This is a genomic window from Burkholderia arboris (genome assembly GCF_902499125.1).
GTDB lineage: Bacteria > Pseudomonadota > Gammaproteobacteria > Burkholderiales > Burkholderiaceae > Burkholderia > Burkholderia arboris.
Window position 1 is genome coordinate 16,526 of sequence record NZ_CABVPX010000043.1, and the last position, 26,674, is coordinate 43,199.

The following is a 26,674-nucleotide window of genomic DNA, read 5'->3' on the forward strand; positions in this document are numbered from 1 at the left end:
ACATGCGGCACGCATGCCCGGTGCACGTACCGCGCGTGCGCAGTCGTTCTTTCTGCACGCTCGCCAGAAAAGACGACTGTTGCAACATGCGAAACATCTGTTGTCATGCGTGACTCAACGGTCACATTGTGGGCATAATGACGTCTTTACCGCGCGCCCAGCCCATGTCGCCCGTCTTTCTAGCACCGCTCATCGTTGCCTGTGCGTTGTTCATGGAAAGCGTCGACGCGAACATCATCGTCACCGCACTGCCTGCGATGGCGAGGGACTTCGGGCACAACCCCGTCACACTGAACATCGCGATCACGGCCTACGTGGTCGGGCTCGGCGTATTCATCCCGATCTGCGGATGGCTCGCCGACCGCTTCAGCGCGCGTGCCGTGTTCCGCACCGCGATCGGCATCTTCGTCGTCGGCTCGCTGATGTGCGCGGCGTCCAACTCGCTCGGCGTGCTCACGTTCGCGCGCTTCATCCAGGGTGTCGGCGGCGCAATGATGGTGCCGGTGGGCCGCATCATCATCTTCCGCGCGGTGCCGCGCTCCGATCTTGTGCGCGCGATGAACTACCTCGCGATTCCCGCGCTGTTCGGGCCCACGGTCGGGCCGCTCGTCGGCGGCTTCATCACGACCTACCTGCACTGGCGGATGATCTTCTTCATCAACGTACCGATCGGCATCTACGGGATCTATCTCGCGAGCAAGCACATCGCGAACACGCACGAGCCCGATCCCGGCCCGCTCGACTGGTTCGGCTTCCTGCTGTCGGCGAGCGGCGCCGCGCTGCTGCTGATGGGGCTCACGCTGATCGACGGCTCGCTCACGTCGCGCTCGAATGCGATCTTCATGTGCGTGGCCGGTACCGCGATGCTCGCGCTCTACGTGCCGTATGCGCGCCGCAAGGAGCGCCCGGTGCTCGACCTCAGTTTCCTGAAGATCCCGACGTATCACGCGAGCGTCGTCGGCGGGTCGCTGTTCCGCATCGGCCTCGGCGCGGTGCCGTTCCTGCTGCCGCTCGCGCTGCAGGAAGGGCTCGGGATGAGCGCGTTCCACTCGGGGCTCATCACGTGCGCGTCCGCGCTGGGCGGCGCGATGAGCCGGTCGACGGCCACGTATACGCTGCGCCGCTTCGGCTTTCGTACGGTGCTGATCTACAACGCGGCATTCGCGGGGCTCGCGATCGCTGCGTACGGCGTGTTCCATCCCGGCATGCCGACCTGGGCGATCTGGCTGATCGTGCTCGTCGGCGGCATCTTCCCCGCGCTGCAGTTCACGAGCCTGAACTCGATGATCTACGCGGACATCTCGCCGCGCGACGCCGGCCGCGCGACGAGCCTCGGCAGCGTCGTGCAGCAGATGTCGCTCGGCCTCGGCGTGACGGTGGCCGGCCTCGTGCTGCATGTGTCTCACTGGCTGCAGGGCCACCAGGCGATGGTGTGGTCGGATTTCTGGCCCGCGTTCCTCGTGGTCGGGCTGTGCTCGTTCGCGTCGATTCCGATCACGCGGCGGCTGCCGCCCGGTGCCGGCGACGAAGTCGCACGCGGCAAGCGGCAATGAATGGCCGATGCGGCGGAATCGTTTCCGCCGCCATCGCATGACCCGCCGCGCGGCGACGGGTGAAAAACCGGAAATACAAAAAAATCAGCGGACATCCACTCGGGGCCGGTGCACAGCCGCATGGATGTCCGCTCAGGGCTCCTGGATTCCCGATGGGGGTTGAGAATCCCGGATTCGCTTCCTGCGTGCCATGGACATATGTGCGTCGGAAGCGGAATCGTTGCGCGCACGTGTCGTCGCGCCATGAACTGCACTATAGGGAAACTTGCGAAACGCATCTGTCAACCATTGTCAGACGCGTTGCAGCGGCGCGTCGCACGCGCGCGCCGCTTTCGCGCTAAAGTGGTCCCCGATCGTCACCCTCGACCGCCCTTCCGATGCTTACGCTCTCGCCCGCCGCCGCCCGCGCGCTGCATCTCGCCGCGCAGGGCCTGCTGACACCGCCCCGCCGCAAGGCGACCAAGCCCGACGTGCTCGACACGATCCGCCGGATGGCGCAGTTGCAGATCGACACCATCCATGTCGTCGCCCGCAGCCCGTATCTCGTGCTGTTCAGCCGCCTTGGCGACTACTCGCCGCAGTGGCTCGACGAACACCTCGCCGAGGCGCGCCTGTTCGAATACTGGTCGCACGAAGCGTGTTTCCTGCCGGTCGAGCAATTCGGGCTGATGCGCTACAAGATGCTCGATCCGTCGGGGATGGGCTGGAAATACGCGGCCGAATGGCACGAGCAGAATCGTCCCGACATCGAGCGGCTGCTCGCGCGGATTCGCGAAGGCGGCCCGGTGCGGTCGGCCGACTTCGTGCGCGAGGATGGCGCGAAGGGCAACGGCTGGTGGGATCGCAAGCCGGAGAAACAGCACCTGGAGGTACTGTTCACGACGGGCGACCTGATGGTATCGGAACGCCGCAATTTCCAGCGCGTGTACGACGTGCGCGAGCGCGTGCTGCCTGGCTGGGACGACACGCGTGACCTGCCGCCGCGCGATGCCGTCCTGCCGGCGTTGCTCGACTACACATGCCGCGCGCTCGGCGTCGTGCGCGCGGACTGGGTGGCCGACTACTACCGGCTGCCGCGCCGTTCGTACCGTGTGGAGCTGGAGCGGCTCGCGGACGCAGGCGACCTGATCCCGGTGCAGATCGACGACTGGCAGGAACCGGCCTACGTGCACCGCTCGCTCGAAGCGTTGCTGCCGGCCGCCGAGGCCGACACGCTGCGCTCGACGGTCACGACGCTGCTGTCACCGTTCGATCCGGTCGTCTGGGACCGGCGGCGCGCATCGACGCTGTTCGGTTTCGACTACACGATCGAGTGCTATACGCCCGAACCCAAGCGGCGCTACGGTTATTTCTGCCTGCCCGTGCTGCATCGCGGCCGGCTGGTCGGCCGCGTCGATGCGAAAGCGCATCGCACGCTGGGCACGTTCGAACTGAAAGCGGTGCATGTCGAGCCGGGCGTGCGCTTCGGCACGGGGCTCGCGGCCGACGTCGCGAAGGCCGTGAAGAAACTCGCGGCGTGGCACGGCACGCCGGCGGTGACGGTCAAGCATGCGCCACCCGAGTTGATGCAGGCGCTGGCCGGCGCGTAACGGGGGAGCGTTCGCGCAGCCGGCCCTCCCGGCAGCGCGCGCTGCCGGGAGCCGATCAGTCGCGCAGCTTGCGGAAGCGCGGCGTGCCGTCTTCGAGATTGCCGTTGAACATCGCTTCCGGCCGCACCCACAGCCCGCGCGCATGCGGCCACAGATGCTCGTACACGACCACCGATTCCTCGGTTTCGGAATGGCGGGCAACGCCGATGTAGCGGTACAGCCCGCCCTTGTAGTGACGATGCGTCGCGAGCTGTTCGGCTTCCTGTTCGGTCATGGTGTGCTTCTCTTCGGCAAAAACGGAAAGCGCGTATTGTATGCGCTGCGCCGCGCGTCAGTGTTTCGCGTAGATGTCGGGGCGGCGGATCTCCATCAGCCGCTCGGGGTTCGCGGACGGCCCGAAGCCGACCGGCCGGTACAGCTCGTGCGCGTCGGTCGTCACGAGCATGATGCGACGCAGCCGCTGCACCATGTCCTGCGCGAATACATGGTCGATCAGCGCGCGCCCGTAGCCGTTGCCGCGTTCGGCCGGCAGCACGAACACGTCGCACAGGTATGCGAACGTCGCGTGATCGGTGACGAGCCGCGCGAACCCGACGAGCCGGTCGCCGACGTACGCGCCGAAGCACAGTGAACCCTCGATCGCCTTCTCGACCACGTCGCGCGGAATGCCCTGCGACCAGTATGCGTCGCGATGCAGGAAGTCGTAGATCGCGTCGATGTCGAGTTCGCGCTTGTCGGTGGAAAATCTCAGCATGGCGGGGGCGGCTGCGGGCACGGCTGTTCTCCGGTCGGGGGTGGAAGGCGAAGCTTCGACGATACCGCGCTGTGGTGCTGGGGACAAGGGACGCCACCCATCCGCTGCGGCTGAACGCCGGCACGAACCGCCGGGGCCACGACGCCGATGACCATCAGATCGGCATCGTTTCTTGTCGCTATCACGGCGAGTAGCGCGGCCTCCCTCTCCGCTCGTTACGGCGCCGGCAACGTCTTGTCGGCCTTGCAACGCTTCAGCGGAAGCGGCTTCGCTGCCGCGATCCTTGTCACCTCGCGCGTACGCGGATCGATCTCCAGATCGAGGCATGCGCAGCCATAGCCGTGCATCCCCGCATTGGTGACGACCCAGCCGTGCTTCGACATGTCGGGCATCTCATCGAGGCCCGGCACCGGCTCGTTGCCCATGGTCGACAATGTCCAGCTGCCGTCCTTGTCGACCAGCCACCAGTTGGCCGGCGTCGGATTCTCGAGCCATCCGCAGCGTTTTACCGGGGCCGCGGCCACTTCCGTAGCGGCGGTCAACGCGAGGGTCGCGCCAAGCGCCCACATCGCACAACGGGCACGAGCGATTGTCATGTGATCGAATTCAGGCAGGAACAAGCATCGGGAAACCGCCATCGCGGACGCCGGACAGCATACCGGGCTTTCCTTCCCGCGTCGCGCGCCAGCCGGCAACATGCGCACGCCGCGCGGCACCCGCACGCATTTCGGTAGATCATGTAGCCCGTGCCGATCATTCGCGACCGCGCACCCCGACAAAGACAGACTGGAAGGAGACACGCCCATGCGCGCCCAAGCCGCACTCACCGCCGCTGCCCCCCGCCATTCCCTCGCGCGCCGCGCCGCGCTCTGGCTCGCCGCCGCCGCGCTCGCGTCCGCTACCTTGCCGGCCGATGCAGCCGAGTTGCGCGTGATGATCTCCGGCGGCTTCACGGCCGCGTACAAGCAACTGGGCCCCGGTTTCACCGCTTCATCCGGCGACACGCTCGACACGATCTCCGGCCCGTCGATGGGCGAGTCGAAGGAAGCGATCCCGAACCGCCTCGCGCGCGGCGAGAAGGCCGACGTGCTGATCATGGTCGGCTATGCGCTCGACCAGCTGATCGAGGAAGGCAAGGTGATTCCCGCGTCACGCGTCGAGCTTGCCGATTCGCGGATCGGCATGGTCGTGCGCGCCGGCGCGCCGAAGCCCGACATCGGCACCGTCGACCAGCTGAAGGACGTGCTGCTGCACGCGAAATCGGTCGCGTATTCGGACAGCGCGAGCGGCGTCTACGTCGAGAAGGAAATGTTCCGGAAGCTCGGCGTCGAGGAGCAGGTGAAGCCGAAGGCGAAGAAGGTGCCGCGTATCCCGGTTGCGTCCGTCGTTGCGACCGGCGACTATGAAATCGGCTTCCAGCAGGTCAGCGAACTGCTGCCGGTGCCGGGCGTCACGTATGCGGGCAAGGTACCTGAATCCGTGCAGTCGGTCACGCGTTTCGCCGGCGGCATTCCGGTCGGCGCCGATCATCCGGAGGATGCGAAGAAGCTGCTCGACTATCTCGCTTCGCCGCAGGCGCAAGCGACGGTGCGGGCAACGGGTCTCGATTCGGTGACAATGTCACCCGCCCAATGAACCTGCCACATCGCTTCATGCCCTACCGCCTCATCGCATTCGACTTCGACGGCACGCTCGCCGATTCGCTCGACAGCTTTCTCGCGGCGCTGTCGGAAGCGTCGCGCCTGCACGGCTTTCGCGACGCCACCCCCGAACTGCGTCCCGCGCTGCGCGGGATGTCGGCGCGCGACATCATCCGCGCGCTCGACGTGCCGATGTGGAAGGTGCCGCGCGTAACGATCGACATGCGCCGGCTGATGCAGCCGCGCGTCGCGCAAGTGATGCTGTTCCCCGGCGTCGATGAAACGTTCGACGCGCTCGCGATGCGCGGCATCCGCATCGCGATCGCCACGTCGAATACCGAAGACATCGTGCGCGACCGGCTCGGCACGCGCGCTTGCCGCCGCGTCGATCATTTCGCCTGCGGCATTCCGCTGTTCGGCAAGGCACGTCGTCTGCGCGCGCTGGTTCGCGAGGCCGGCATGCGCGCCGACGACGTGCTGTATGTCGGCGACGAAATCCGCGATGCCGAGGCCGCGCGGCGCGCACACATCGCGTTCCAGGGCGTCGCGTGGGGCTACACCGCGCCCGAAGCATTGCAGGCACATTGCGCAACGCCGTTGCTGCCGCGCCTCGACGCACTGCTCGATCGCGTGTGACGCCTCTCGCGCGTCGCAGGCATGCCCCGACACGTCGCTCGACGTGCACGACACCTCCAATGCAGACGGCACGTGCGCACATCGCATGCATTGCATGCGCCCCACGCGCGCAAAAATTGCCGCCATTGCGTGCACATCAGGTACGCAATACCTGCCCGCGGGTGAGCGCATCGATTCGTCTTACCATCGGTTACACAAGCCACAGCACGGTTGCACCTGCTACCCGACCGCTCTCCTAGAATCAGTCGGGCCGGGAAACACTTCGACCGGCGCCGCGGCAGAGCGGCGGTCGAATCCGGCCCGGGCGCGCCCGGTCTCTCGCACAGCGACGGATCACACGATCCGTTTTTCAACCAGAGCCCCGATCGAAAGGAGGTCTCATGAACCGCTTTCCCCAAATCTCGCGCCTTGCATTGTCTGCCGCTGGCCTGCTTCTCGTCGCCGTGACGGCGACCGCGCAAACCGCACAACCGGCACCGGCCACGCCTGCTGCGCCCGCCGCAGCCGCGACGCGCATCCACGAAGCCGACCAGGCCTTCATCACGGACGGCACGAAGACCGTGTCGACGCAGCACGACGCCGCACGCATCGCCGATGCGCGCACGTCGGACAGCCAGGTCAAGGCGTTCGCGCAACGCGTGTCGACCGACGATGAAAAGATCATCCAGGCGATGCGCGCGGCAAGCCCGCGCGGCGTCGACGTGCCGGCCAACGACCCGGACACGGCCGTGCTCGGCAGCATCAAGAACCTGCGCGGCGCCGAGTTCGACAAGGCGTATATCGAGCAGGTCGCACTCGCCGGCCAGCAGAAGGCGATCTCGGCATTCCAGGCCGAAATCGCGTCGGGCCGCGACACGAAGCTGAAGGAAGTCGCTCGCCAGTCGCTGCCGATCCTGCAGGCGCACTACGCAGACGCGCAGAAGCTCGCGCAACGTCACCACCTCGCATCGGCGCAGTAACGCGATGCAGCGCCGCGCTCCGTGCGCGGCGCACCGCTTCCCCGTCGTCGCGCTGCCGCCTCCCCTGCCGGTAGCGCGATGCACGTCACACGTTACGTCACGAGCTTCGCCTCAAGTCGCGCACGCACCTCCGGCCATTCGTCGTCGATGATGCTGAAGCGCACCGAATTGCGCTTGCGGCCGTCGGGCATGATCCGCTCGTGACGCACGATGCCTTCCTGTTTTGCCCCGAGCCGCAGGATCGCCGCACGCGATTTCTCGTTCAGTTCGTCCGTCGTGAACTGCACGCGCACGCACTGCAGCGTGTCGAACGCATAGGCCAGCAGCAACCGCTTCGCTTCGGTATTCGCGCGCGTGCGCTGCGCCGATTCGCTCAGCCACGTATGGCCGATCTCGAGCTTGCGGTTCTTGCGGTCGACCTTCCAGAAGCGCGTGCTGCCGATCACGCGGCCCGATGCGCGATCGACGATCACGAACGGCATCACGGTGCCGGCCGCGCGCCCCTGCAATGCCGTATCGATATACGCGTCGACCGTCTCCGCGCCCGGCACGACCGTGACCTTGAGGTTCCACAACTCGCCGTCGGCCGCAGCGTCCAGCAGCGCCTGCCGGTCGGATCGGTCGAGCGGCCGCAGGACGACGCGTTCGCCGGTGAGAGTCGGTGGTTCGAGGGCAGACGATGCGGCGGTCATGACGAGATTCCGGAAAGTGAGGACGATGGCGGCGAAACGCCCATCATACGGTGCCGCTAGCCGAGGTGTGCGGCAAGCCTGCGCCGGATCGCCTTCGCTTCGCCGCGCAGCGCATCGGCGAACGCATCGACGAGCAGGCTCTTCGGCCGGTGCTCGGGCACGATCACGCTGACCCGGTACGGAAACGACCGCGTGAGCGGCCGCACGTGCAGGTCGCGCCCGACGAAATCGAGCGCGGTCAGCGGATTGACGATCGCGGCGCCGAGCCCCTGCCGCACGAACGCACACACCGACACGGCCGACGGCGTGTCGACCACCGAGCGCGGCGCGACGCCGAGTTGTGCGAAAGCCTCGTCGATCAGGATGCGGTACGGATCGTTCAGCGACAGGCTCACGAACGGTCGATCGGCGAGATCCAGCAGATCGATCGCGTCCTGCGCGAGCAGCGGATGGCCGTCGGGCAGCACGCACACTTCATCCACTTCGAGCAGCGGCGTGAGCACGGTGCCGGCCGGCGCGACGTCATGCTCGGTCAGCCCGAGGTCGTAACGCTGCGCGGTCAGCCATTCTTCGAGCACCGGCGATTCCTGGGTCGCGACCGACACGCTGACGCCCGTATGGGCCTCGTGAAAACGCCGGCACGCGCCGGGCAGGATCGCGTGCGAGAACGCCGGCAGCGCGATCACCGACAGCTGGCCGTCGCGAAACTCGCGCAGGCGCGCGGCCGTTGCCGCCACGCGTTCGAGCCCCACATACGCGAGCCGCACGTCGTCGAACAGCGTCAGCGCGGCCATCGTCGGCCGCAGCCGGCCGTGCGTGCGCTCGAACAGCGCGAAGCCGACGACCTGCTCCATCCGCGCGAGCTCGCGGCTGACCGTCGGCTGCGACGTGTACAGCATCTCGGCCGCGCGCGTCGTGCTGCCGGTGACCATCAGCGCGCGAAACACTTCGATATGACGGTGCGTCAGCATGATCTTCTATATCAGAAATGAATCGTGTTTGGATAAACAGGCATTTTACTGTATAGGCGATCAGGTGCATCATCCACGCTATCTGTTCTTTCGATCCGATTCATCCGCCATGTCCCTCGATTCCCGCCAGCTCGCGACGCTCGCGCAGCAATACGGCACCCCGCTGTGGGTGTACGACGCCGACGTCATCCGCGACCGCATCGCCCAACTGCGCCAGTTCGACGTGATCCGCTATGCGCAGAAGGCGAACTCGAACATCCATATCCTGAAGCTGATGCGCGAAGCAGGCGCGTGCGTCGACGCCGTGTCGCTCGGCGAAATCGAGCGCAGCCTCGCAGCGGGCTTCAGCCCGGCCGGCGAGCCGGAAGGCGTCGTGTTCACGGCCGACCTGATCGACCGCCCGACGCTCGCGGCGGTGCTGAAGCATGGCGTGACCGTCAACGCCGGTTCGCTCGACATGCTCGCGCGCATCGGCGAGCACGCGCCGGGCCACCGCGTGTGGCTGCGCGTCAACCCCGGCTTCGGCCACGGCCACAGCAACAAGACCAACACCGGCGGCCCGCAAAGCAAGCACGGCATCTGGATCGACGACGTGCCGCGCGCGATCGAGATCGTGCGCCAGTACGGGCTGAAGCTCGTCGGCATCCACATGCACATCGGCTCGGGCGTCGACTACGGCCACCTGTCGCAGGTCTGCGATGCAATGGTCGACCTCGTCACGTCGCTCGGCCATGACATCGACGCGATTTCGGCCGGCGGCGGACTGTCGATCCCGTATCGCGACGGCGAGCCGCGTGTCGACGTCGGTCACTATTTCAGCCAGTGGGACGCCGCGCGCAAGCGGATCGAACGTCACCTCGGCCACCCGGTGCGCATCGAGATCGAACCGGGCCGCTTCCTCGTCGCGGAAGCCGGCACGCTCGTCACCGAGGTGCAGGCCGTGAACCGCCGGCCGAAGCATGATTTCGTGCTGATCGACGCGGGCTTCAACGACCTGATGCGTCCGTCGATGTACGGCAGCTACCACGCGGTATCCGTGCATGCGCACGACGGCGCGCTGCCCGCCGGCCGGCCGGCCGTCGATCTCGCGATCGCGGGGCCGCTGTGCGAATCGGGCGACGTGTTCACGCAGGACGCGGGCGGCGTGGTCACGCACCGCAAGCTCCCGCAACCGCAGATCGGCGACCTGCTGTTCCTGCACGACGCGGGCGCATACGGCGCATCGATGTCCTCGAACTACAACAGCCGGCCGCTCGCGCCGGAAGTGCTCGTCGATCATGGCGCGCCGCGGTTGATCCGCCGCCGGCAGACCATTGAAGAACTGCTTGCGCTCGAGACGTTCGAGTAACACGCATCCTTCGCGACGAAGGCCAACGGCCAGGCTTGCCACTACCGGCAGCCTGGCCGTTTTGCTTCTGGATCGCAGCCCGGAGCAACCGCCGGCGCGTGCCGTAGCACCGCCTCCCTCCCATCACGCGCAACCGCAGCAGATCGCATGCGCCACCTTTCGCACGCAGAGAAAAACATTCCACGTCGCGTGAAAAGTGCACGCATCTTTGGAAACACATTCCCTTTTGACAAAACTAAGATTGCCCTCAGTCGCACCGCATTCCTGTCGCCGGATACGCATCTGCGATGCATCCGGTCCACCACACTCGCAATGCTGTACGGGCAATCATGAATCGCACGCTTGAACGCTTCGCCGCGCACGCCGGCCTTCGCCACGGCTCGCGCGCCGGCCGCTCCGCTCCGCACGCGCACCGGTCCTTCATCGCGCCCGAACGCATGCCGTAACGCACGGCATCGCGCACGGCGAGCCACGACACTCGCCGCGCCTCACGGCTTCACCGACTTCCCGCCCACGGCGACGCTGCCCGTCGCCGCGGCGTTGCACACCCTGAATTTTCGACAACAACCCCGGAGACAACCATGAAGCACTTCACCCCGACGTTCAAGCAAGGCATCGCGGCCGCCCTCCTCTGCATCGCGGCCGCGTCGTCGCACGCAGCCGACCTGCTCGACACCGTCAAGCAGGCCGGCGTGCTGAAGATCGCACTGGAAGGCACCTACCCGCCGTTCGACTACCGCAATGCCGACGGTCAGCTCGAAGGCTTCGACGTCGACGTCGCGAAGGCGGTTGCCACCCGCCTCGGCGTGAAGCCGCAGTTCGTGACGACCGAATGGAGCGGGATTCTTGCGGGCCTGCAGGCCGGCAAGTTCGACGTGATCGTCAACCAGGTCGCAATCACGCCGTCGCGCCAGCAGGCGCTCGACTTCAGCGCGCCGTACGTGTATTCGTCCGCGCAACTGTTGCAACGGCAAAACGATGCGCGCGCATTCAAGTCGCTCGACGAGCTGAAAGGCAAGAAGGTCGGCGTGACGATGGGCAGCAACTACGTCGACCTGGTCAAGACCGTGCCCGCGATCGACCTGCAGGTCTACCCCGGCACGCCGGAAAACCTGCGCGACCTCGCCGCCGGCCGGCTCGACGCGGCGGTCAACGATCGCCTGATGCTCAATTACCTGATCAAGAACTCCCACCTGCCGCTGCGCCCGGGTTCCGTGCTCGCGGGCGGCGAGGACCGGATGGGCATCCCGTTCCGCAAGGGCAATCCGAAATTCGCGAAGGCGATCGACGACGCAGTGGCATCGCTGCAGCAGGACGGCACGCTGAAGAAGATCTCGATGCAGTGGTTCGGCACGGACACGACCAAGCCGGTGACGCAATAACGCAGCCCGCCCCGCGCCCGCGCGCACGAACGCGCGGGCCGTCCGGCACACAATCAGGAGACACGCAATGGAAGCACTCCAACTGGTCATTCATACGCTGCCCGTGATGGTCAAGGGCGCCATGCTCACGCTGAAGTTCGCCGTCGCGTCGATGGCGCTGGGCCTCGTCGTCGGGCTCGTGATCGCGATCATGCGCATCGGCAGCAACCGGCTTGCCGCCAGCCTCGCGCAAGGCTACGTCAGCCTGATGCGCGGCACGCCGCTGCTCGTGCAGATGTTCGTCGTCTACTACGGACTGCCCGATCTCGGCATCACCCTCGACCCCACGACGGCCGGCATCTTCACGCTGACGCTCAATGCGGGCGCCTACCTGTCCGAAAGCATGCGCGGTGCGATTCTCGGCATCGGGCGCGGGCAATGGGCCGCCGCACACAGTCTCGGTCTCACGCACGTGCAGACGCTGCGCTACATCGTCTGCCCGCAAGCGCTGCGCCTCGCGGTGCCGAGCCTCGGCAACACGCTGATCAGCCTGATCAAGGACACGTCGCTGGTCTCCGTGATCACCGTCACCGAATTGCTGCGCTCGACGCAGGAAGTGATCGCCGCGACGTTCCAGCCGCTGCCGCTCTATCTCGCTGCCGCCGCGATCTACTGGGTCCTCAGCACGCTGCTCACGCGGCTTCAGGGTCGCGTCGAGACGCGCCTCGCGCTGCCGTCCACGCATTGAACGCGTATCCGGCACTCACATGAACTCCATCGACGGACAGAACATGATTACGCTCGACAACGTATCGAAATGGTATGGCAAGCACCAGGTGCTGTCGGCATGCAGCGCCGCAGTCTCGAAGGGCGAAGTGGTCGTCGTGTGCGGGCCGTCGGGCTCGGGCAAATCGACGCTGATCAAGACGATCAACGGCCTCGAACCGTTCCAGAAAGGCAGCATCACGGTCGACGGCACGCGGCTCGGCGATCCCGCCGCGAAGCTTGCGCAGTTGCGCGCCCGCGTCGGCATGGTGTTCCAGCATTTCGAGCTGTTTCCGCACCTGTCGATCACCGACAACCTGACGCTGGCGCAGATCAAGGTGCTCGGCCGCCGCAAGGACGAGGCCGTCGAAAACGGCATGAAGCTGCTCGATCGTGTCGGCCTGAAGGCACACGCGCACAAGTATCCGGGGCAGTTGTCCGGCGGGCAGCAGCAGCGCGTCGCGATCGCGCGCGCGCTGTCGATGAACCCGGTCGCGATGCTGTTCGACGAACCGACCTCCGCGCTCGATCCCGAGATGATCAACGAAGTGCTCGACGTGATGGTCGAGCTCGCGCGCGAAGGCATGACGATGGTCTGCGTGACGCATGAAATGGGCTTCGCACGGAAGGTTGCGCATCGCGTGATCTTCATGGACCAGGGCGCGGTGGTCGAGGATGCGGCCAGCGACCGGTTCTTCGCGTCACCGCGCTCCGAACGCGCGCGCGACTTCCTCGACAAGATCCTGCATTGACCGCGCGACAGCTGCCCCGCTTCGATTGATCGACACCCCAAGGAGACATCTTGAACCCCCTGCATTCGACCGATACCGTTCTCGCCCATGAAGGCCGCGCACACGGCCAGCCCGGATCGCCGGTAAACCCGCCCGTCTATCGCCAGTCGACGTTGCTCTTTCACGGCACCGACGCGCTCGACGCCGTACGCGGCACGCCGCTCGCGTACGGGCGTCATGGCAGCCCGACCACGCGCGCGCTCGAGAAAGCGCTCGCGCGGCTCGAGGGCGCACACGCCGCGCTGCTGACGCCAAGCGGCCTCAGTGCGATCACGACTGCACTGCTTGCTGTGCTGAATCCGGGCGACCATCTGCTGATGGCCGATTCCGTGTACGACCCGACCCGGTCGTTCTGCGACGAAACGCTGGCGCGCCTCGGCATCGAGACGACTTACTACGATCCGGCTATCGGCGCGAACATCGCGTCGCTGATGCGACCGAACACGCGCGCGGTATTCGCCGAATCGCCGGGCTCGCTGACTTTCGAAGTGCAGGATATTCCGGCCATCAGTCGCGCCGCGCACGAGCACGGCGCAGTCGTGCTGCTCGACAACACCTGGGGCACGCCGCTGAACTTCCGCTCGTTCTCGCACGGTGTCGACGTGTCGATTCACGCCGCGACCAAATACATCGCCGGGCACTCCGACGTGTTGATGGGGGCGATCCTGACGACCGAGGCGCTCGCGCCGAAAGTCACGCGCTTCTACCGGCAACTCGGAATGACCGTCAGCGGTGACGACGCGTATCTCGCGCTGCGCGGCCTGCGTACGCTGTCGGTCCGGCTCGAGCGGCACCAGCGCAACGCACACGTGCTGACCGACTGGCTCTCGCAGCAGCCGGAAGTCGCGCGGATCCTCTATCCGGCGCGCCCCGGCGACGCGGGCCACGCGCTGTGGCAGCGCGATTTCACGGGCGCGTGCGGGTTGTTCGGTGTAGTGCTGCATCCGCAGGCCGACGAAGCCGTGCGCGCGCTGCTCGACGGCATGACCTGCTTCGGCATGGGGTATAGCTGGGGCGGCTTCGAAAGCCTGATCGTCCCGTCCAATCCGTCACGCCACCGTACCGCCACCCAATGGGAGGCAGCCGGCCCGCTGCTGCGGATTCATGCAGGGCTCGAGCATCCAGACGACATGATTGCCGACCTCGCCGCCGGCTTCGCGAGAATGCGCGCCGCCGCACTCGCGGAAGCGTGACATCCGGCGACGTCACGCATCCCCCCCCGCATCAGGTTTTCTTCGGCGTTTTTCCCTCTGTCATAGCGAGACCATCATGAAAGACACGCTGTTCATTCTTCGCCCGGGCTTCTTCAAGGACTCCGAAGGTCCGTTCTACTGCGGCGATTCAGTTTCCGTCGAAGGGCTGCTGAGTTTCTATCCGCAGTTGCGCGACGCCATTGACGTCGAATACATCGACGCACCGCGTCCGCGCCAGCCGATCGTCACGCTGATCGGCGCGGACAACCAGTCGGCGCCCGTGCTCGTGCTCGGCGACGGACAGGCACCGAGCGACGACACCCTCGCGATTCGCGAGCACAACGGCCGGCGCTTCATCGATTCGCCCGCCGATATCCGGCGATACCTGTCGGCACAGTACGGCGTGGCGCACGTCGCATAAGCACACCGGCGCGTGCGGCCGCCCGGCCGCACGGAACGGGGCGCGCGATGCGCGGCCCGCTCTACGCCCCGTCACCGCCCGCGCATTACCTCACCGTCACCCGAACGTCGGCCCCCGCCGCGCGCCACGCCTTCAGCAACGCCGCGCGCCGCCGCGGGTAACGCAGATCCAGCCGTTCCAGCTCGACGATACGATCGGTCCGGAAATGCCGGAAGTCGTTCCGACCTTCGCACCACGCCGCCAGAATCCGCACGTCGTTGAAATAGCCGAGCGCGAATGGCCACACGATCCGTTCGTCGCTCGCCTGGCGGCCTTCACCCGCATATCGGATCCGGATCTTGCTCTCGGAACGGATCGCCGCGCGCACGGCACCCATGTCGATGGTCTCCCGATCCTCGACCGTGCGCGGCCCGACGAGCAGCGTCGTGCACTCCATCTCGCGGCGCAGGTCGGCCGGCAGTACGGCGGAGATCTTCGCAAGCGCATCGGATGCAGCCGTCGTGAGCTGCGCATCGGCGAACTTCCCGACCCATCGAAAACCGAGCATCAGCGCTTCGAGTTCGGATTGCGAAAACATCAGCGGCGGCAGCATGAAACCGGCACGCAGTACGTAGCCGACACCTGGCTCGCCTGCAATGTCCGCCCCCTGCGCCTGCAGCGACGCGATGTCGCGATAGACCGTGCGCAGGCTAATGCCGAGTGCTTCGGCCAGCACGCGACCGCTCACCGGGAGGCGGTGGCGTCGCAGCAGCTGCAATAGCGAGAGCAATCGTTCGGCGCGCGTCATCGTTCAATGCTGCCATTTTCTGACAGCATCCGTTCATAGAATGGGACGCATCTTAATCGATACCAGGACGGCTCCGCATGACTTCCCCGAATCTCGTTCTGCTGTATGTCGACGACCCGACACGCAGCGCGCAGTTCTACGAGCGCCTGCTCGGGCGCCCGCCCGTCGCCGCGTTTCCGGCCTACGCCGCCTTCACGTTCGACAACGGGCTGCATCTGGGCCTGTGGTCGACCGGCGCACGCGATTTCGTATCGGGCGGCACCGGCCATCGTTCCGAGCTGGCGTTCATGGCTGACGACGAGCGCGAAGTCGAACGCCTGTACGAAGCGTGGAAGGCGCTCGGCGTGCCGTTCGAACAGCCGCCGATGACGGCCGTGTTCGGATTGACGTTCGTCGCGCTCGATCCGGACGGCCACCGGTTGCGCGTGTGCATGCCGGACAAGTAGACGAACGCGGGCAGACCGTCCGCCGGTCGCGCCCGCGCCTGCGTTCCGGCTCGCCCGTCACCCCGCGCGCTGCACGGGCGCCATCTTCGAGAAATACTTCGCGCCCGCCACGCAACCGACCACGACGACCGTCACGACGACCATCGACGGCGGCACCGTCTCGTGCAGCAGGCCGGCCGCCAGCAGGAAGCCGAAGAACGGCTGCAGCAGCTGCAGCTGGCCGACGCCGGCGATCCCGCCGAGCGCAAGCCCGCGATACCAGAACACGAAGCCGATCAGCATGCTGAACAGCGACACGTACGCAAGCCCCCACAACGCGGCGGCGTCGACGCCGTCGAACGACGCGGGCCACGTGAGCCACGTGAGCGGCGCCATCAGCGGCAGCGACAGCACGAGCGCCCACGAGATCACCTGCCAGCCCCCGAGCTGGCGCGACAGGCGCGCGCCTTCCGCGTAGCCGAGCCCGCACGCGACGATCGCCGCCAGCATCAGCGCATCGCCGACCACCGATGCCTGCCCGCCGTTGCGCAGCGCAAACGCGGCCACCGCACCGCTGCCGACGATCGAAAAGATCCAGAACGGCAGCCGCGGCCGTTCGCCGCCGCGCCACACGCCGAACAATGCGGTCGCGAGCGGCAGCAGCCCGACGAACACGATCGCATGCGCGGACGTCACGTGCTTCAGCGCCAGCGCCGTCAGCAACGGAAAGCCGACCACGACGCCGAGCGCGACGATGGCCAGCGACACGGCCTCGGCCCGCGTCGGCCGCCGCTGCTTCAGCACGACGAGCAGCAGCAGGCCGAGCACACCGGCGATCGTCGCGCGCGCAAAGGTGAGGAACAGCGGATCGAGCCCCTGCACCGCGACACGCGTCGCGGGCAGCGAGCCACTGAAGATGATCACGCCCAGCAGGCCGCTGAGCCATCCGTCGGTCGTTTTCTGCACGGTAAATCCTGAACGGGAAAGGTGGATGACCGATGATCCGCCGCCCGCAAAAAGCGCGTAAGCTACAGCCCAATACAATTCGGACAAACTGTACTGGACAACCGGCCGTACAGTTCATTCTTCGCCATGAGCCAAACCGTCCCGCCTCCCGTTCCGCCCGCCGCGTCGCGCACGCGCGTCGAAACCGTGATGGACACCCTGCGCGCGCGCATCGCGAGCCGCGCGCTGATGCCCGGCGCACGCGTGCCGTCGATCCGGATGATGGCCGACAGTCTGCGCGTGTCGAAATCGACGGTCGTCGACGCTTACGAACGGCTCGCGAGCGAAGGCGTGCTGGTCGCGCGGCGCGGCTCGGGTTTTTACGTGTCGGGCCACGCGCCGCCGCTCGCGCTCGCCGATCTCGGCCCGCGCCTCGATCGTGAACTCGATCCGCTGTGGCTGTCGCGCCAGTCGCTCGAGGCGGCACCCACGTCGGTGAAGCCCGGCTGCGGCTGGCTGCCGCCGTCGTGGCTGCCGGACGAGAGCCTGCGCCGCGCGCTGCGCGCCGTGTCGCGCGACGATGCCGACGCGCTGACCGACTACGCGACGCCGCTCGGCCTGCCCGCGCTGCGCCAGCAGCTCGCGTGGCGGCTCGCGCAGCACGGCGTGCACGCGGAACCCGCGCAGATCATGCTGACCGACGGCGGCACGCATGCGCTCGACCTCGTGTGCCGCCTGCTGCTGGAACCGGGCGACACGGTCGTACTCGACGATCCGTGCTACTTCAACTTCCAGGCACTGCTGCGTGCACACCGCGCGCGGATCGTCAGCGTTCCGTATACGCCGGACGGTCCCGATCTCGCGCGCTTCGAGCAGGTGCTCGTCGAACACCGCCCGCGCCTGTACATCACCAACTCAGCGCTGCACAACCCGACCGGCGCGACGCTTGCGCCTCCCGTCGCGCACCGGCTGCTGACGCTCGCCGCCGAGCACGGACTGCTGATCGTCGAGGACGACATCTTCGCGGATTTCGAGAGCACGCCCGCGCCGCGCCTCGCGGCGTTCGACGGGCTGTCGCGCGTCGTGTCGATCGGCAGCTTCTCGAAGACGCTGTCGGCCGCGATCCGCTGCGGCTTCGTCGCCGCACGCCCGGAATGGATCGACGCGCTCGTCGACCTGAAGCTCGCGACGTCGTTCGGCAATGCGCAGATCGGTGCGAACGTCGTGCACCGGCTGCTGATCGACGGCACGTACCGTCGCCATCTCGACAGCCTGCGCGCGCGTCTCGCGGATGCGATGGGCGAAACGATCCGACGCCTCACGCGGGCCGGGCTGGGGATCTGGACGGAGCCGCGCGGCGGCCTGTTCGTGTGGGCGGAATTGCCCGGCGGGCTCGATGCCGCGCGTGTCGCACGACATGCGCTGGATCACGACGTCGTGCTGGCGCCCGGCAACGTGTTCAGTCCGTCGCACGGCGCAACGTCGTACATGCGCTTCAACGTGTCGCGCTGCAAGGGGCCCGCCGTGTTCGATGCGCTCGCGCGGGCGATGGATGCGGTGCGGGCGGCCGATCGCAGCGGCGTGCCCGTGGAGGCGAACGGCTCGTAACTGCGCGAAGCGAACGGCGGGGGACGCGCGATGCCTCCCCCGCCCGCGTCACACCTCGCCTGCGTGCGCCCTCGCCCGCACGTCGGCAAATGTCGTATCGACGAGCAGGCGCCCCGTATCGAACACCGTTTCGAGCGCCTCGTCCCATTCGCCTTCCAGCGCGCGGTCGTCCCATGCCAACGGCAGCGTCACGGTCCGATACTCGCCGGTGCGGCGATTGCGCAGCAACGTAAGCCGCCCCTTCTTCGAGCGCTTGCCCTGATCGGTGACCGGATCCTTGCGGACGTCGTGCCACACGCCGCCGCGCCGGATCGCCGAACACTTCATCGCGAAGCGCTGCGTGTCGCGGTTCACCTGCTGCAACAACGCGCCGCCCATGCCGAATACGAGGTTGCCGGCCGCATAGCCCGCCTCGTCGAGTGCGGTGAGAATCGCTTCGATCGACTGTTCGTCGACACCGTCGCCCTGGATCACGCGCACGCGGTTCAGCACGCGCCGCCCCTTGCCGTTCAAGGTCGAGCCGAACGACGCGTCGAGCGCACGCACAGTCTGCAGCACGATCGTCACGGGGTCGCCCGAATCGGGACGCACGACGAGCGTCGCCCCCGAATCGATCACGGCCTGCCGAAGCTCGCCGCCCCACAGATCGAGCGCGGCGAACAGATCGTAGGAGTCCGACACGACTGACACGATCGCACCCGGCAAGCCGAAACGGTTGATCATGTTCCGGTACGCATCGGCCTCGCCGTCGCGCCCCCACGACGTGATCGTGCTGTGCTCGGCCGCCGGCACCGAGTACGCGGCCATCGGCTCGCGATAGAAACGGTTCGCGGCCAGCACGCCGAGCACCGTGTCCGAGCCCATGAAATTCACGAGGTGCGCGGCGCCGCCGATCGCGGCCGATTCCGCGCTCGACACGCCGCGCGCGCCGAAATCGTGCAGCTTGAACGGCAGTTGCGCGAGATCGTCGTCGGTCTTTTCGAGGAAGCGACGGATCGTCTGCCGCAGGTGCCAGCTGCGGGTCGCGACCGTCACCGGGTACCAGACGCGCAGCAGCATCGTCTCGAGATACGACGCGAGCCAGAACACCTGCGGATCGTCGCATTCGACGGTCATCAGCACGTTGTGCACCGGCACGACCGAGCCCTCGGCCACCGCACGGATCGTCACCGGCAGGTAGCCGTCGTAGCGCTCGACGATATGGCGCCACCCGGCTTCGTTGAACGGCACGCCGTGCACCGTGAAGAAATCGCGCGCGTCGTCGATCATTGCATGCGTGACCGGCTTGCACAGATATTCCTTCAGCAGCATCTGCAGGCCGAAGAACACCGTGCGGTCGTAGCGGCCGCCGCGCGATTCGACGTACGAGAACATCGCCGACGCGTCGGGCGGATACTGCAGGAAATGGGAAGCCTTGTACGAATCCGTGTTGAGGATCGGATTGGCGAGAACCGCGGCAAAGCCGCCGGGATCGTTTTGCATGGCTAGAGCTCCTCTAGGCCGGTGAAGTGCCGCCGCGTCTGTCGCGGCGGACGGAATGCGGGGAATCAGCGGATCACAGCTTCCCCAGGAAGTGATACGCGATGTCGAAGTGATCCTCGAACATCACGTTGCGCATCTGCGCGAATTCGTTGAGCGGCACCCAGCGCGCCTTGTCGGCGTCGTCGCTGCCCTTCACGCGCGGCAGCTCGCCGGTCGGGAAGTTGAACAGGCACGCGTGCGTGATCGTGCGACCGCGCAGCGAGCGGGTTGGGTGATCGAACACCTGACGATCCTTGATCGAGCCGCGCAGCACGGGCTCCGGCAGCTTGAGGCCGGTTTCCTCGCGCAGCTCGCGGATGCAGGCCGCGTCGAGCCGCTCGTCCTGGTTCACGAACCCGCCCGGCAGTGCCCACAGGCCGCGGCCCGGCTCGCTGCGGCGACGCACGAGCAGGATATGGCCCGAGTGCACGACCACCGCGTCGACCGTCACGAACGTGACCGGATACGGTGCGGCCGCCCACGCCTTGCGATACGCGGCGATGAATTCGGCTTCCGACTTCAGTTGCGCGAATTCCGGCTGTGTGCGGAAACGCTCGAGCCAGCTGAACACGGGTTCCGGCACGGCCCACTGGACGAAGCTGTTGGTGCGTTCGGCGAAATACTGGTCGCGGATCTCGGTGGCGGAAATGTCTTCCGTCGCATCGACGTCGACGAGCTCCCATTGCGGGAACATCCGCAGGTAATACGACGTGGCGTCCTTCTCGTGGCCGATCAATCCGACCTTGCGCTGCGCGATATCGCCGAGCGTGGACGCGACGGCCTCCTGCACCCAGCGCACCCAGTCGCCGTCGTTGTACGTCGAATCCTGCAACGGCGCGATCGTCACGCGGTCGCGCTCGGACGCGTCGAACAGCGAAGCCAGCATCTGGCGGCGCTCGTCGAACGAGAACGGATCCTTGACGGTGCGGGGCTTGTCGGTCGACCCGATCAGCACGCACACGCGCTCGGCCCGGCTCAGTGCCGACTTCAGCACGTTCAGGTGACCACGATGCGGAGGCTGGAAACGACCAATGAAAACGAGCGCGTCGAAGCGCCGGTTCTGTTGCGTACTCATGAGGCTCCCTCAAGAGATTGAAACGCTCCGGGTCTGTCCCGAAGGGTTGGAATGAATCCTAGGGGAAATCCCGAGGTGCGTCAATCGAGCGCATTCGAGCGCACGCTCGACTTGACGAAGTCTGACGAAACGCAAGGTTTTGGCGGGTTACACTCGATTTCATCCCAATCCGCGCCCTGGCGCCCGCCATCATGAGGATCTCAGTCAGCCGGACCGTCGGCGTCGATCGCAGACGCCTCTTCACGTGGTCGCAGGATTACGCGCGGCGGCTCGTGTGGGACAGCTTCCTCACCGACGCCTATCTGCTCGACGGAACGACGGCCAACGTGGGTGTCGACGCGTTCTGCCGCAGCCAGTCGGGCGCGACGATGGTGTCGCGCTACATCTCCTACCGCCCGCCGCAGGTTGCCGCCGTCGAGATGGTCGAAGGGCCGAAGGTGCTCGAACGCTTCAGCGGCAGCTGGAACTTCACCGAGCACACGCCCGGGTCGACCGAGGTGAAGTTCACGTACCACTTCCGCGCTCAGCCGTCCTGGCTGCGCTGGCTGCTCGAACCGCTGATCGGCGCGTTCTATCTCGTGCAGACGCGCCGGCGTCTCGATTCGTTCAAGCGCTGGGCCGAGGCCGAAGCGCTGCCGCGCTGACCGGCGCTCGCCGCCGGCCACGCCGTCGGATATTTGCCAGATTCGCCGAACCCGGGGAAACTACGGGCCACCGTCATCCCGACGGCCCGCCCTGACCGAGAGAACAGGGCACGCCTGCCTGTAACGGCATCGACACAAAGATAATCCGATGAGCCTGATATCCCGATTCTTTGGCCGCAAAGAAGAACCCGAAAACCCCGTCGCGCTGGTCGCGGCACCCGACGTCGAGCACCCGCTGAGCGTCGCGGTCGTCTTCGACGGCCCGCTGCAGGTCGATATTGCCGCGCTGACCGCCGCGCTGCGCGCGTACCACCCGAGCATGAAGCAGGCGCGCGTCGAAACCGAGCCGACGCTCGAGCAGGTATTCGGGCTCGCCGGCTGGGGCAACCACGTCGTCCGGCTGGTCGGCTTCGATGCGCCCTATCCGTCCGACGCGCTGGAAGCGTGCGTCGCGCCCGCCCACTACGGGCAGGACCTGAAGCAGCAGGTGCGCGCGAACCGCAGCCACGTGATCCTTTACTACGCCGGGCACGACGCGAATCCGCTCGACCAGTATGTCGCGCTGGCGGCCGTCGCCGGCGCGCTGGCCGAACAGAACGGCCTCGCGGTGCTGAACGAGCACGCGCACACGTCGTTGCCGGCCGGCGTATTCAACGCGAAGGAACTCGGCGAAGAAAGCCTCGAAGTGCTGCGCGACATCCCGTTGAACCTGTTCTTCTGCGGCTTCGTGAAGTACGAAGTCGAAGGCGTCGACGGCGTGTGGATGCGCACATACGGCGCCGACGTGTTCGGCCTGCCCGATTTCGCCGCGCTCGCGGCAGGCCATCACGAAGGCGAACGCTATTCGGGCATCTTCAACAACGTGATGCACTACCTGCTGGAAAGCGGTGCGCGGATGCATGCGGGCGAAACGATGCAGATCGGCTCGGAAACGTACATGAAGCTGCGCGAACCGCTCGAGCACGAGTATTACCTGCAGGGGCCCGCGCAGGTGCTCGTGGCCGAACTGATCTCGGCGGACGAAATCAATCGCTGAAACGCATGTTGATGCGTGGCGCGGGATCGAAGACGGCTCTCGAACCGCGCGGCATCGCATGGCGGCGGCGTGACAGCCGCCGACCCAACCCGATGAGGAGATGTCCGTGTTCGGCATTCGCGTTGCGCTCACGCTGGCCGCGATCGGCCTCTCGTTGTCGGCCCATGCCGACAGCATCGACTGCTCCCGCGCCAAGACACGCACCGATCGCCTGATTTGCAGCGACAAGGCGCTCGTCTCGGCCGACAGCATGCTGTCGAACGCGTACTACGATGCGATCGGCATCGCCGCCGACCAGCAGGCGTTGATCCGGTCGCAACGCGCGTGGCTCGCACAACGCGATGCGTGCGCCGATGCCGCGTGCATCGCCACCGCGTACCGCGACCGCACCGCCGCGCTGAAGCAGGTGAAACACGCGGGCTGGAAAACCTATCGCGATCCGGCGCTCGGCATCTCGTTCGAATACCTCGCGAACCGGCAGGTGAAAAAGCCCTGCCCCGAAGGCGGCGGCGGCCATTGCGTCGCGATCGTCGGCCGCAACATGACCTACAGCAGCAGTTTCATCTCGTTCGAGATCGTCGACGGCGCGCTGGAGCCGGTTGCGGAGAAGGAAGCAGGCTTCGTGAAGCAGGACGACGGCAAGTGGGTGACGTCGTACGGCCCCGGCATCCCGCAGGCAGTCGAACGCTTCTCCGGCCCCGGCTGGCGCGGCATGCGCGCGACGATCACGTGCGGCATCAGCGATCCGGAAACCGGCTTCCACGCGGCCGGCGGCGAATGCTACTGGGCCGTGCTGAGCGACGGCAAACGCTCGGCCGTCGCGGGGACGCAGGGCATCGTCGGCACCGACGACGCGACGCTGCACAGCGTGTCGACGTTCCGGTTCGACCGCTAGCCGGCGCGGCCACCCGCGCGGCGGCGAACACTCATGCCGCCGGCGCGTCCCGCCTGATCGCCACGCACTTGATTTCCACGAGCAGGCCGGGATGCGCGAGTTCGGCTACGCCGATCGCGGTCCACGCGCAGGTCCCGCGCGGAAACACCCGGTTCTTTACGTCGCGGAACACGGCCATGTGCCGGCTCAACCCGACGTGGTACGTCGTCATGTCGACGACGTCGTCGAACGTGCAGCCGGCCGCCTCCAGCACCGTGCGCAGGTTGTCCCAGCAGGCGAGAAACTGCGCCTCGGGATCGGCAATCACATCGAGATCCGGCGTGCGCCCGACCTGTCCCGCACAGTAGACGGTCGCACCGACCCGCACGGCCGGCGCATACCCCGCACGCTCGACGACGCGCTGCATCGTCGGCGGAACAATCACTTCACGATCGATCATTGACACGCTCCCTGGCGCTCGTACACGGCTTTACCGTACGCTCGTCGGCGCGGACGACACGCCCGCCGCCGATGACGAACACACGCGCAATGGCTTGCCCGCCGACGCGCCCGGAATGGTAGCAGCGCACTTTCCGGCCCGATCTGCGGCATCTGGACGCCCACGCGCTAGCGTATGCCGGACGCCCCCCTTGAAGATGCTTCCGCGCCCGGCTCGCGACGCAACGTCACTTCCAGACCGGTCAGCCATCCTGACGATTTCAGGATCGGGCGCGCGATCGCATACAGCCGGTCGGCGCTGGCGCCATAGAAGTACAGATAGCCGTCGTTGCCGTCGCGATGCAGTTCGGTCTCGCCGAGCTCGCCCGCGCCGACCTGCCGCACGGCGCGATCCAGCCGCTGCTCCAGCGCATGAAGCCGCGCCTTGTCCCGCTCGTTGTAGTCGAAATGGACCATCACGACTGGCCCCGGCGGCTTTGGCGGCGACTCCGCGATAACGTTGCCAACGAAGCACGCCAAGCCGATCGATGCGGCCATTCTGGTTCTTTTACGCATGCCGGTCACGGTTGTGCAACGCCCTTTCAGGTCAACGCCCCGCCACGCGCCACCTGCTGCCGGACTTGTGCGTGCGTGCCGAGCGCCGCGGCGATCGCATCGACCGCTTCGGCTGCGCGCGCCGCGCCGCACATGAACGCGTCGACGGCCGCGAAGCGATGCTCGGGCCACGTATGGATCGTGATGTGCGATTCGGACAGCAGCACGACCCCCGTCACGCCATGCTCGCCGCCGAAGTGATGGAAATGCGCGCCGATCACGCGCGCGCCGGCCCGTTGCGCGGCGCCGGTGAGGATCGCTTCGAGCCGCGCGGCGTCGCGCAGCAGCGCCGCATCGATGCCGGTCAGATCGGCCAGCACGTGCGAGCCGAGCGTCGCGCATGGCGGCTCGATCCCGTCCCGCGCGGTCATTTGTGCGACCCGTACGACGAGTAGCCGCTGCGGGCCGACGAACTGCCCCAGCCGCTGCCGCCCGAGCCGCTGCCGCCGATCGATGCGCAGCTGAACAGCGTGACGACGATCAGGCCGTAGATGCCGTAGAGGATGTACCGGATCACGACTTGCCCCCGTCCGACGCAAACCCCTTCCACAGCCATTCGGGCAGCCACAGCACCAGCAGGCCGACCAGCACGTAGACGGTGCGGCCGCTGAACGAGAACAGCGAACCCATGTTGAAGATCACGAGCAACGCGCTGAACACCCACGGCAGCGGCGCGAAACTGTGCGGGCCTTTCGCGCCGAACAGGCCCGTGGACGCAGCGGCCCCCGTGGCGGCCGCTGCAGCAGCCGTCGCGAGCGCCGGCGTAGCGAAACGTTCGGCGAGCGCGCTGCCCGACAGCGGCCGGGCACGCGACCAGACGATCTCCGCGTCGCTGCGCTCGCGCGTCAGCTTGTCCTTCTGCCAGCCGTAGTCGATGATCGACGTGCGATCGCCCACCTGCACGCGCCAGTTGAACGCACCGACCACGTAGACGACCTCCGAGTCGTATTCCTCGCGCAGGCGGTAGGTCTTGCCGCCGTCGGTCACGTCGGACTCGCTGCCGATCGTCGGCCATTGGTCGAGCACCTGCACGCGCTCCCAGCGCCCTTCGCTCTGCACGAGCCACAGAAAGCCGCGCTTCGGGTTCAGCAGCAGGTATTCGTCCCAGGTCTCGTCATCGCCCGGCACGCGACAACGCATCATGCCGATCACCGTGTATTTCACGCCGTCGAACGTGCCGATCGCACCGAGTTCCAGCGCGCCCTTCACCGAGTCGAGCTTGCGCTGCGCCGCGAACACGGTCTGCTGCTCGGCCGTGCACTGCACGCCCGCGTGGCAGCTTCCGCACACGACGTAGTCGGCCACGTTCGGCAGATACGACAGCGACGCGCCGCAACTCGGGCACGCGAACGGCACCATCTCCGCGCCGCGCTTCTCGCGTGTGTCGTTCTCCGTATCGCGCAACCCGGTGAACGCGAGCGCATCGAACTCCAGCGCTTCGCCCGTGTAGACGGCCGGGCTGCCGCCGTTCGCGTCGGCGTCGGAATAGTCGTAGGTCGCGAATGCGTTGCCGGTACGCAGGTCGACGACGCGCGCCTCCCAGCCCGCATCGACGCGGAACGGCAGCTCGCCGTCGCCGCCCGTGCACCGCGCGGTGCGTACGTCTGAAACCAGATACGCGCGGCCGCCGTGGTCGATCCGCATGCCCGGTTCGAGCGTGCCGAACCCGGGCCACGCGCCGCCGGACGCGTCGTCGGGCTCGCGCACCGTGACCGCGTACTGGCCCGACGCATCGGACAGCCAGCCGAACGCGCCGTCGTCGAACACGACATACCACTCGCTCCACGCGCCGGCGTCGTAGGTCATCTGGATGCGGCCGAGCACCGTGAACGCACGCTTGCCGTAGCGACCGGTCGTCCCGATCTGGATCGGCGACGCATCGTCGAGCACGCTGGCCAGCTCGCCGATCCGCTCGACGTCGGCGCCGCGCTTGAGCAGCGTGCTGCGGCAGAACGCGCAGACGGCCATCACGGCCGCCGCCGAGCGAAACTCGACCGGCGCGCCGCACTGGGGACACGAGGTACTGAACATGC

The 26,674-nt window shown here is 67.0% G+C and carries 30 protein-coding genes; 16 read left to right on the plus strand and 14 right to left on the minus strand.

Annotated elements, in window-relative coordinates:
* Positions 1-164 precede the first annotated feature (164 nt).
* Positions 165-1,553: an MFS transporter gene (locus BLA15945_RS34085; RefSeq protein WP_059239718.1), complete on the plus strand. Its 1,389-nt coding sequence runs from the start codon at positions 165-167 to the stop codon at positions 1,551-1,553.
* Positions 1,554-1,930: 377 nt separating this feature from the next.
* The gene (locus tag BLA15945_RS34090) at positions 1,931-3,142 is read left to right on the plus strand and encodes a winged helix-turn-helix domain-containing protein (protein WP_174994424.1); all 1,212 of its coding nucleotides are present in this window, start codon (positions 1,931-1,933) and stop codon (positions 3,140-3,142) included.
* 55 nt (positions 3,143-3,197) lie between these two features.
* Here the strand turns inward: BLA15945_RS34090 and BLA15945_RS34095 are convergent, their stop codons facing one another.
* The 3 genes from BLA15945_RS34095 to BLA15945_RS34105 all read right to left on the minus strand — a co-directional run bounded on the left by BLA15945_RS34095 (position 3,198) and on the right by BLA15945_RS34105 (position 4,534).
* Positions 3,198-3,416, minus strand: coding sequence for a DUF1653 domain-containing protein (locus BLA15945_RS34095; protein WP_006480837.1), 219 nt, complete (start codon positions 3,414-3,416; stop codon positions 3,198-3,200).
* Between the two features lie 57 nt (positions 3,417-3,473).
* A complete protein-coding gene (locus BLA15945_RS34100) occupies positions 3,474-3,917 on the minus strand; it encodes a GNAT family N-acetyltransferase (protein ID WP_059239714.1) in 444 nt (147 codons plus the stop codon).
* Between the two features lie 194 nt (positions 3,918-4,111).
* Positions 4,112-4,534 (minus strand): DUF4087 domain-containing protein, encoded by a 423-nt coding sequence (locus BLA15945_RS34105; protein ID WP_217468178.1) that lies wholly within the window; start codon positions 4,532-4,534, stop codon positions 4,112-4,114.
* A 166-nt stretch (positions 4,535-4,700) separates the two neighbouring features.
* Between BLA15945_RS34105 and BLA15945_RS34110 the strand changes: the two genes are divergently transcribed.
* The 3 genes from BLA15945_RS34110 to BLA15945_RS34120 all read left to right on the plus strand — a co-directional run bounded on the left by BLA15945_RS34110 (position 4,701) and on the right by BLA15945_RS34120 (position 7,131).
* A complete protein-coding gene (locus BLA15945_RS34110; RefSeq protein WP_174994425.1) occupies positions 4,701-5,531 on the plus strand; it encodes a substrate-binding domain-containing protein in 831 nt (276 codons plus the stop codon).
* A gap of 17 nt (positions 5,532-5,548) precedes the next feature.
* On the plus strand, positions 5,549-6,172 hold the full coding sequence (locus tag BLA15945_RS34115; RefSeq protein ID WP_059239710.1) for an HAD hydrolase-like protein: 624 nt from the start codon (positions 5,549-5,551) through the stop codon (positions 6,170-6,172).
* A gap of 380 nt (positions 6,173-6,552) precedes the next feature.
* A complete protein-coding gene (locus BLA15945_RS34120; RefSeq protein WP_059239707.1) occupies positions 6,553-7,131 on the plus strand; it encodes a DUF4142 domain-containing protein in 579 nt (192 codons plus the stop codon).
* Between the two features lie 92 nt (positions 7,132-7,223).
* Here the strand turns inward: BLA15945_RS34120 and BLA15945_RS34125 are convergent, their stop codons facing one another.
* Entirely contained in the window at positions 7,224-7,823 is a 600-nt protein-coding gene (locus BLA15945_RS34125; protein ID WP_174994426.1) for a GNAT family N-acetyltransferase, read from the minus strand.
* A gap of 56 nt (positions 7,824-7,879) precedes the next feature.
* Positions 7,880-8,794 (minus strand): LysR family transcriptional regulator, encoded by a 915-nt coding sequence (locus tag BLA15945_RS34130; RefSeq protein ID WP_174994427.1) that lies wholly within the window; start codon positions 8,792-8,794, stop codon positions 7,880-7,882.
* A gap of 109 nt (positions 8,795-8,903) precedes the next feature.
* On the opposite strand from BLA15945_RS34130, the gene lysA reads away from it, so the two are divergent.
* The 6 genes from lysA (at position 8,904) to BLA15945_RS34160 (ending at position 14,673) form a co-directional block, all read left to right on the plus strand.
* Positions 8,904-10,142, plus strand: a complete 1,239-nt coding sequence (lysA, locus tag BLA15945_RS34135; protein ID WP_174994428.1) for a diaminopimelate decarboxylase — start codon at positions 8,904-8,906, stop codon at positions 10,140-10,142.
* A 581-nt stretch (positions 10,143-10,723) separates the two neighbouring features.
* Positions 10,724-11,524: a transporter substrate-binding domain-containing protein gene (locus BLA15945_RS34140; RefSeq protein ID WP_174994429.1), complete on the plus strand. Its 801-nt coding sequence runs from the start codon at positions 10,724-10,726 to the stop codon at positions 11,522-11,524.
* 67 nt (positions 11,525-11,591) lie between these two features.
* Positions 11,592-12,251, plus strand: a complete 660-nt coding sequence (locus BLA15945_RS34145; protein ID WP_059239696.1) for an amino acid ABC transporter permease — start codon at positions 11,592-11,594, stop codon at positions 12,249-12,251.
* Between the two features lie 43 nt (positions 12,252-12,294).
* Entirely contained in the window at positions 12,295-13,020 is a 726-nt protein-coding gene (locus BLA15945_RS34150) for an amino acid ABC transporter ATP-binding protein (protein ID WP_059240936.1), read from the plus strand.
* A 50-nt stretch (positions 13,021-13,070) separates the two neighbouring features.
* Entirely contained in the window at positions 13,071-14,252 is a 1,182-nt protein-coding gene (gene metC / locus BLA15945_RS34155) for a cystathionine beta-lyase (RefSeq protein WP_059239693.1), read from the plus strand.
* A 76-nt stretch (positions 14,253-14,328) separates the two neighbouring features.
* Complete coding sequence (locus BLA15945_RS34160) at positions 14,329-14,673, plus strand: DUF3088 domain-containing protein (protein WP_174994430.1); 345 nt, start codon at positions 14,329-14,331, stop codon at positions 14,671-14,673.
* A gap of 85 nt (positions 14,674-14,758) precedes the next feature.
* On the opposite strand, the gene BLA15945_RS34165 is transcribed toward BLA15945_RS34160, so the two are convergent.
* Positions 14,759-15,460, minus strand: coding sequence for a helix-turn-helix transcriptional regulator (locus BLA15945_RS34165; RefSeq protein WP_174994431.1), 702 nt, complete (start codon positions 15,458-15,460; stop codon positions 14,759-14,761).
* Positions 15,461-15,537: 77 nt separating this feature from the next.
* On the opposite strand from BLA15945_RS34165, the gene BLA15945_RS34170 reads away from it, so the two are divergent.
* Positions 15,538-15,906: a VOC family protein gene (locus tag BLA15945_RS34170; RefSeq protein ID WP_174994432.1), complete on the plus strand. Its 369-nt coding sequence runs from the start codon at positions 15,538-15,540 to the stop codon at positions 15,904-15,906.
* 57 nt (positions 15,907-15,963) lie between these two features.
* On the opposite strand, the gene BLA15945_RS34175 is transcribed toward BLA15945_RS34170, so the two are convergent.
* The gene (locus BLA15945_RS34175; RefSeq protein WP_059239686.1) at positions 15,964-16,851 is read right to left on the minus strand and encodes a DMT family transporter; all 888 of its coding nucleotides are present in this window, start codon (positions 16,849-16,851) and stop codon (positions 15,964-15,966) included.
* Positions 16,852-16,977: 126 nt separating this feature from the next.
* Between BLA15945_RS34175 and BLA15945_RS34180 the strand changes: the two genes are divergently transcribed.
* Entirely contained in the window at positions 16,978-18,438 is a 1,461-nt protein-coding gene (locus BLA15945_RS34180; protein ID WP_174994433.1) for an aminotransferase-like domain-containing protein, read from the plus strand.
* Between the two features lie 48 nt (positions 18,439-18,486).
* On the opposite strand, the gene BLA15945_RS34185 is transcribed toward BLA15945_RS34180, so the two are convergent.
* Positions 18,487-19,920 (minus strand): nicotinate phosphoribosyltransferase, encoded by a 1,434-nt coding sequence (locus BLA15945_RS34185; protein ID WP_174994434.1) that lies wholly within the window; start codon positions 19,918-19,920, stop codon positions 18,487-18,489.
* A gap of 73 nt (positions 19,921-19,993) precedes the next feature.
* Positions 19,994-21,034, minus strand: a complete 1,041-nt coding sequence (locus tag BLA15945_RS34190) for a bifunctional nicotinamide-nucleotide adenylyltransferase/Nudix hydroxylase (protein ID WP_059239680.1) — start codon at positions 21,032-21,034, stop codon at positions 19,994-19,996.
* A gap of 191 nt (positions 21,035-21,225) precedes the next feature.
* On the opposite strand from BLA15945_RS34190, the gene BLA15945_RS34195 reads away from it, so the two are divergent.
* The 3 genes from BLA15945_RS34195 to BLA15945_RS34205 all read left to right on the plus strand — a co-directional run bounded on the left by BLA15945_RS34195 (position 21,226) and on the right by BLA15945_RS34205 (position 23,609).
* Complete coding sequence (locus BLA15945_RS34195; RefSeq protein ID WP_059239678.1) at positions 21,226-21,678, plus strand: type II toxin-antitoxin system RatA family toxin; 453 nt, start codon at positions 21,226-21,228, stop codon at positions 21,676-21,678.
* A 148-nt stretch (positions 21,679-21,826) separates the two neighbouring features.
* Positions 21,827-22,714: a DUF4261 domain-containing protein gene (locus tag BLA15945_RS34200; RefSeq protein WP_059239676.1), complete on the plus strand. Its 888-nt coding sequence runs from the start codon at positions 21,827-21,829 to the stop codon at positions 22,712-22,714.
* A gap of 106 nt (positions 22,715-22,820) precedes the next feature.
* Complete coding sequence (locus BLA15945_RS34205) at positions 22,821-23,609, plus strand: lysozyme inhibitor LprI family protein (RefSeq protein WP_174994435.1); 789 nt, start codon at positions 22,821-22,823, stop codon at positions 23,607-23,609.
* Between the two features lie 31 nt (positions 23,610-23,640).
* Here BLA15945_RS34205 and BLA15945_RS34210 read toward each other — a convergent pair whose 3' ends face one another.
* The 5 genes from BLA15945_RS34210 to BLA15945_RS34230 form a co-directional block, all read right to left on the minus strand.
* A complete protein-coding gene (locus BLA15945_RS34210) occupies positions 23,641-24,048 on the minus strand; it encodes a RidA family protein (protein WP_059239672.1) in 408 nt (135 codons plus the stop codon).
* Between the two features lie 167 nt (positions 24,049-24,215).
* Positions 24,216-24,584, minus strand: coding sequence for a hypothetical protein (locus BLA15945_RS34215; protein WP_226196245.1), 369 nt, complete (start codon positions 24,582-24,584; stop codon positions 24,216-24,218).
* Positions 24,585-24,628: 44 nt separating this feature from the next.
* Complete coding sequence (gene speD, locus BLA15945_RS34220; RefSeq protein ID WP_059239668.1) at positions 24,629-25,012, minus strand: adenosylmethionine decarboxylase; 384 nt, start codon at positions 25,010-25,012, stop codon at positions 24,629-24,631.
* Complete coding sequence (locus BLA15945_RS34225; RefSeq protein ID WP_155291822.1) at positions 25,009-25,158, minus strand: hypothetical protein; 150 nt, start codon at positions 25,156-25,158, stop codon at positions 25,009-25,011. Before BLA15945_RS34225 ends, speD begins: the two co-directional genes overlap by 4 nt.
* Entirely contained in the window at positions 25,155-26,672 is a 1,518-nt protein-coding gene (locus BLA15945_RS34230; protein ID WP_174994436.1) for a DUF4178 domain-containing protein, read from the minus strand. The genes BLA15945_RS34225 and BLA15945_RS34230 overlap by 4 nt, the downstream gene beginning before the upstream one ends.
* Positions 26,673-26,674: the final 2 nt, after the last annotated feature.